The organism is Paenibacillus ihuae, from assembly GCF_001368795.1.
Classification (GTDB): Bacteria; Bacillota; Bacilli; order Paenibacillales; family Paenibacillaceae; genus Paenibacillus_AQ; species Paenibacillus_AQ ihuae.
Genome location: NZ_LN831201.1, coordinates 271385 through 276170, shown reverse-complemented (window position 1 = coordinate 276170; position 4786 = coordinate 271385). Strand labels below are relative to the sequence as shown.

At 53.3% G+C, this 4786-nt stretch carries 7 protein-coding genes; 5 read left to right on the top strand and 2 right to left on the bottom strand.

Annotated features, from left to right (window positions below):
• The 4 genes from AQR02_RS25660 to AQR02_RS25650 form a co-directional block, all read left to right on the top strand.
• The coding region (locus AQR02_RS25660; protein WP_245237740.1) for a hypothetical protein at positions 1-520 on the top strand (520 nt) is incomplete at its 5' end.
• An 11-nt stretch (positions 521-531) separates the two neighbouring features.
• On the top strand, positions 532-1632 hold the full coding sequence (locus AQR02_RS25655) for a toxic anion resistance protein (protein ID WP_054943207.1): 1101 nt from the start codon (positions 532-534) through the stop codon (positions 1630-1632).
• Positions 1633-1704: 72 nt separating this feature from the next.
• Positions 1705-1827: a hypothetical protein gene (locus tag AQR02_RS35240; protein ID WP_269751866.1), complete on the top strand. Its 123-nt coding sequence runs from the start codon at positions 1705-1707 to the stop codon at positions 1825-1827.
• A 149-nt stretch (positions 1828-1976) separates the two neighbouring features.
• Entirely contained in the window at positions 1977-2774 is a 798-nt protein-coding gene (locus AQR02_RS25650) for a formate/nitrite transporter family protein (RefSeq protein WP_054943206.1), read from the top strand.
• Between the two features lie 174 nt (positions 2775-2948).
• On the opposite strand, the gene AQR02_RS25645 is transcribed toward AQR02_RS25650, so the two are convergent.
• Positions 2949-3293: a rhodanese-like domain-containing protein gene (locus AQR02_RS25645; protein WP_245237739.1), complete on the bottom strand. Its 345-nt coding sequence runs from the start codon at positions 3291-3293 to the stop codon at positions 2949-2951.
• A 115-nt stretch (positions 3294-3408) separates the two neighbouring features.
• Between AQR02_RS25645 and AQR02_RS25640 the strand changes: the two genes are divergently transcribed.
• Positions 3409-4281, top strand: a complete 873-nt coding sequence (locus AQR02_RS25640; protein WP_054943205.1) for a LysR family transcriptional regulator — start codon at positions 3409-3411, stop codon at positions 4279-4281.
• Between the two features lie 80 nt (positions 4282-4361).
• On the opposite strand, the gene AQR02_RS33200 is transcribed toward AQR02_RS25640, so the two are convergent.
• A partial coding sequence (locus AQR02_RS33200) for a hypothetical protein (protein WP_209444298.1) occupies positions 4362-4786 on the bottom strand: 425 nt, incomplete at its 5' end.

The following is a 4786-nucleotide window of genomic DNA, read 5'->3' as shown; positions in this document are numbered from 1 at the left end:
AGCGGCTTTGCCGGCACCCGCGGCCGGACGCTCTGTAACGCGGGAAGCGGAAGCCGGAGGCGCGGATACAGCTGGACAAGCTGATGCAGCCGGCAGAGGGCACGCCGAGATTAAGATCGGAGCAGAGTTTGCTCCGGTTGTAGAGTATCTGGTCATTCTGGAGGATATGATTATTTCGGAAGGCCAGAAGGACACTCTGGATAATGAGATCGTCGAGAAATCACTGGCGCTCTTCGCAAGAATCCAGCGTGTTCTTCCGCTGCTGCAAGAGCTGGGCAACGGTGAGATTAACCATACCGTCCGCAGACTGGTTCTGAAGGATCTGAACGGGGTGATCAATCCGTTCCTGCGGCTGGGCGGCGAAGCGAAGACGAAAAACCGGAGAATGCTGCTGAACGGTCTGCGGGATGTCGATTCCAAAATTTCGGATATCGCCTCAACGATCGAACATAAAGACCTGATGGAACTTCAGACCAAGGCGGAACTGATTCATCAGCGCTACAGCAGTTCCGAATTATAGGAGGGAAACCCATGTCCACGCAGTTAATGCAGCTCAAGCAAGAAGATGAGCAGAAGGTAGTCGAGGAAGCCTCACAATTAATTGAAAAGGTAGCAAAAACGGATACTGTAGCTCTCGATTCCTTAATGGACGATATCGGCAAGCTGGGGGTAAAGACTCAGGAAAAGGCTGGCCAGACCCTGAAGCTGCTGGATCGCCCGGTAAATGACCTGATGTCCGGCAAACGTGTCGAAGTGCCGAATATGATTATGAAGCTGCGCAATGAATGCGAAACGCTGCAGCAGAGCAAGAATGTAAGCTTTTTTGGCAAAGTGCTCCGCAAAAGCCCGTTAAAGAATTACGTTTACAAATATCAGTCCGTCCGCACGAACATTGACGCCATTGTTACCGGCCTGCGTGACGGCCGCGACACGCTCGAAGAGAGCATCGTCAATATGCGGCAGCTGAAGCGCACCTCCATGGAGGAAATTTACAATCTCCAGACCAAAATTGCCTTCGGCAACAAGCTGAAGGAACTGTTCGAGGTTGAAATCGCCAAACCGGAGAATGAGTTCCGCAAAGCCTATCTGGAGCGCGGCCTGCGCAAGGTGATGGTCCGTATCCAGTCGATGACCGAGATGATCCTGCTCTACAATCAGGCGATTGCCGCGACAGATATCATCAACGACAATAATGACAAACTTATCGATTCCGTTAACAACGCGATTGATAAAACCTCTAACCTGATCACCGTGTCAGCGATGATTGCCATGTCTCTGGCCGATCAGGAGAATGTCATTTCCGCTGTGGAAGCGACGAACAAAACCATTGAGGACCAGTTCAAGGAGAATGCGCGCCTGCTGCGCACTACAACCGAGAAGACCACAGAGCTGCTGTCCAAGCCTTCTATGTCTCTTGAAGCAGTGAATCAGGCTATCGGTGATCTGCTCAGTGCCCTAGATACGTCTGAGCAGTCCAACCGCCGGATTATCGAGAGCTGCCAGGATTATACGTCCAAGATGACGACAATCAATACTCAGCTGAACAACAGGCTCGGACTGAACGAAGGTTCACAGCCGCAGGCGCTGAAGCAAGCGGGTACAGATAGCGAGCTTAGCAGCTTTTTGAACTAACGGTACCAGTTGGCGGTGAATCCCACTCATAATCCCCTGCCCCAGGGCATAAGTTGACTACTAAGCCGACATATGAAGGAAGTGAGGGTGCAGCGGATGATTCTGGGATGCCTGATACTTGTGCTCATCGTCGTAGCCAGCAGCGAAAAGGCAGAGGCGATTGCCAAGCTGAATGACCCGGCAGATGACACCTAACGAAAGAGTGTGGGTTCTCTCCAAATAGAAAGTAATTTTATTGCGCTTCCGTGGTTCAAGTAAATTCCAGCGGTTTATTGGGTATAATAACCCGAGGCTGCAGTGCAGCCCCAACTATTGCTGAAAATACGGACGTAAGCGGAGGTCACATGGAGAACGAGGCACTGCTGCAGGTTGAAAAACTGGCACTCAAGAAACAGAAAATTTATCGGCAAAGTGTTTTACGCTATATTGCCAGGGCGATGCTGGCCAGTATGTTCATCGGATTCGGTGTCATTGTAGCGTTTAAAACAGGGAACTTCTTCTACATGGAGCAATCGCCGATGACGTACCCGATGGCTGCAATCACATTCGGGGCAGCGATCATTCTGATCTCCTATGGTGGAGGGGATCTGTTCACAGGGGACACCTTTTATTACACGTACGCGGCATTACGGCGCAAAATGCAATGGACAGAGGTTGTCCGGATGTGGGTAATCAGCTATATCGGGAATATCCTCGGGGCTACGGCGTTTGCGCTGCTGATTTTTTTGACCGGGCTGTTCTATGATTCCAGCGTAAACGGATTTCTGCTGAATGTCGTAGCCCATAAGATGGAGGCTCCGGCGATACAGCTATTTTTCCGGGCCATTCTGTGTAACTGGCTGGTTTGTCTTGCGTTTTTTGTTCCGATGTCCATGAAAAGCGACGGAGCTAAAATGTTCGCTATGGTTCTGTTTGTCTTCTGCTTTTTCATCTCCGGATATGAACACAGCATTGCCAATATGTGTACATTCGCTATAGCGCTTGTGCTGGATCATCCCGGTACGATCTCATGGGGCGGTGTAGTGCATAATCTGGTTCCGGTTACCCTCGGAAATCTGATCGGCGGCGGTGTTCTGATGGGCGTCATGTACTATTACGTGAACAAGCCGTTTCTGGACGGGGAGCATGGGGACTCTCATTAAAACTATAAAACTGCGTATTGAAAAAGACTTTGCTCCGTCTGGAGCAAAGTCTTTTTTGCGGTGCCTAGGATCTACATGGGCGGCATAGTGTAATAAAGAGGCGCTTCTTCACGTTGACTGCCCTCCAGAGCTCCGCCTTCCTTCCGCCAATACTCAATCCCTCCAAGCATCTCCTTAACCTGGTAGCCTTGGCCGGCAAGTCTGGCAGCCGCTTTGCCGGCCCCGTTGCAGGCAGGCCCCCAGCAGTAGAGCACCAGCAACTCCCCCGCGGGAAAAGGGCGGGGTATTACTGTGTATCCGGCCGGAAGGCAGGGAAACAGCGCCCGGCAGATGGGCAGCTTCATAAGCAAGAGAATCACGGACATCAACCAGCGTAAAGCCGGTCATCCCTTCACGCAGATCGTAAGCGACATCGGCTACATCGGTTTCAAATAAGCCTTTGGCAGAGAAATAATTCGCCGCCTCAGCGGGTGCGGCTGCCGGAGTGGACAGAACCTGTGATTTTGCCTGGATATTCATTCAACATCCTCCTTAGGTTAGCTTTGCTTGGCTTTATTGTATTACGGATTTATAATTGTAGTTATCTATAGTTAATCATAATAAACATCGAAAATATTGATAGTTGGGGGATGGCATGGAACTCACCTATTTGCGGACCTTTTGCGAAGTAGTGTCCTGTGGAAGCTATACCCGGGCAGCAGAAAAGCTGGGATATGCCCAATCCAGCGTGACGGCCCAGATTAGCAAGCTCGAAGAGCTTTACGGAGCAGTCCTGCTGGAACGCTCCGGCCGGGGGATGATCCCCACCTTTGCCGGGAACAGCCTGCTTCCTTATGCGAGGCAGATGCTGGAGCTGAGCGGGGAGGCGAAGGGCGCTGTCTCCGGCGGAAACAGCGGCATACTGAATATTGGTGCGATCGAGACGCTGGCCGCCTATTATCTGCCGCACCGTCTGCACCGCTACAGGGAGCAGCATCCCAGGGTCCAGCTGCGTGTTCAGCCGGGTTCCGAGGTTCAGATTCTTGCGGATGTCAAAGAGAAGGCTGCTGATTTCGGGCTGATTTTTGATGTCCCCTATGAATCAGAAGAGATTGTCTCGCTGCCGCTTCGTCAGGAGGAGCTGTTCGTGGTTGTCCATCCGGAGCACCCGCTGGCAGCTGAACCGGCAATTGCCCCTTCCGCACTGTCGGCGGAACCGCTGGTGCTGACGGAGGAGACCTGCACATACCGCAGGCAGCTGCTGCAGGAGCTGCGGCATTCCGGTATTACGCCGAGAATTGATATGGAATTCGGGAATCTGGAAGGCATTAAGCAGGCGGTGAAACACCGCTGGGGAACGGCCTTTTTACCCCGTTATGCCGCCCAGGAGGAGCTTGACTCCGGGGCTTTAATCGGAATTCCTCTAGAAGGGGAGCAGGAGAAGTTCTACATCCAGCTGATTTACCGTAAGGAACGGGGGCTGTCTGCGGCTTTTGGAGATTTCATAGCAGCGATGCAGCAGCAATAGATGTTTAACGCGAAGAACCCTCCTGCCAATATTGGCGGGAGGGTTCTTCTGCTATATGAGGCTTAAATTCTTGCGGAGGGTTACCACTTGGAGCCGCCGGAACTCCGGCCCGATTTGCCGCCGCCGCCCCAGGAGGAACCGCCGGAGGAGCGTCCGCCGCCACCCCAGGAGGAGCCGCCGGAGGAACGCCCTCCGCCGAATCCGCCGGAGGAGGGCGGACCGGAAGACATCCGTTTGCGGGCCTGCTCTCTCAGCTGGCGCTCGCGCATCATGGCCAGCTGGGCCTGGCGCTCGGCCTCTTCCTTTTGCCGCACAAGCCGGTTCGCCTCTTCGGCAAACGATGAGATCTGCGCAGCATAGGAGCGCCCAAGAGCTTCTAAATCATCTAGATTGTATGGACGGGCGGCCAGCCGTGACTCAAGCTGGCCATATTCCGGCAGCAGGCTCACCTCGAAACGGCTTCGGCCGGCTAACCCCCGGCTCTCCAGCAGCCGCTGCGCCGAAT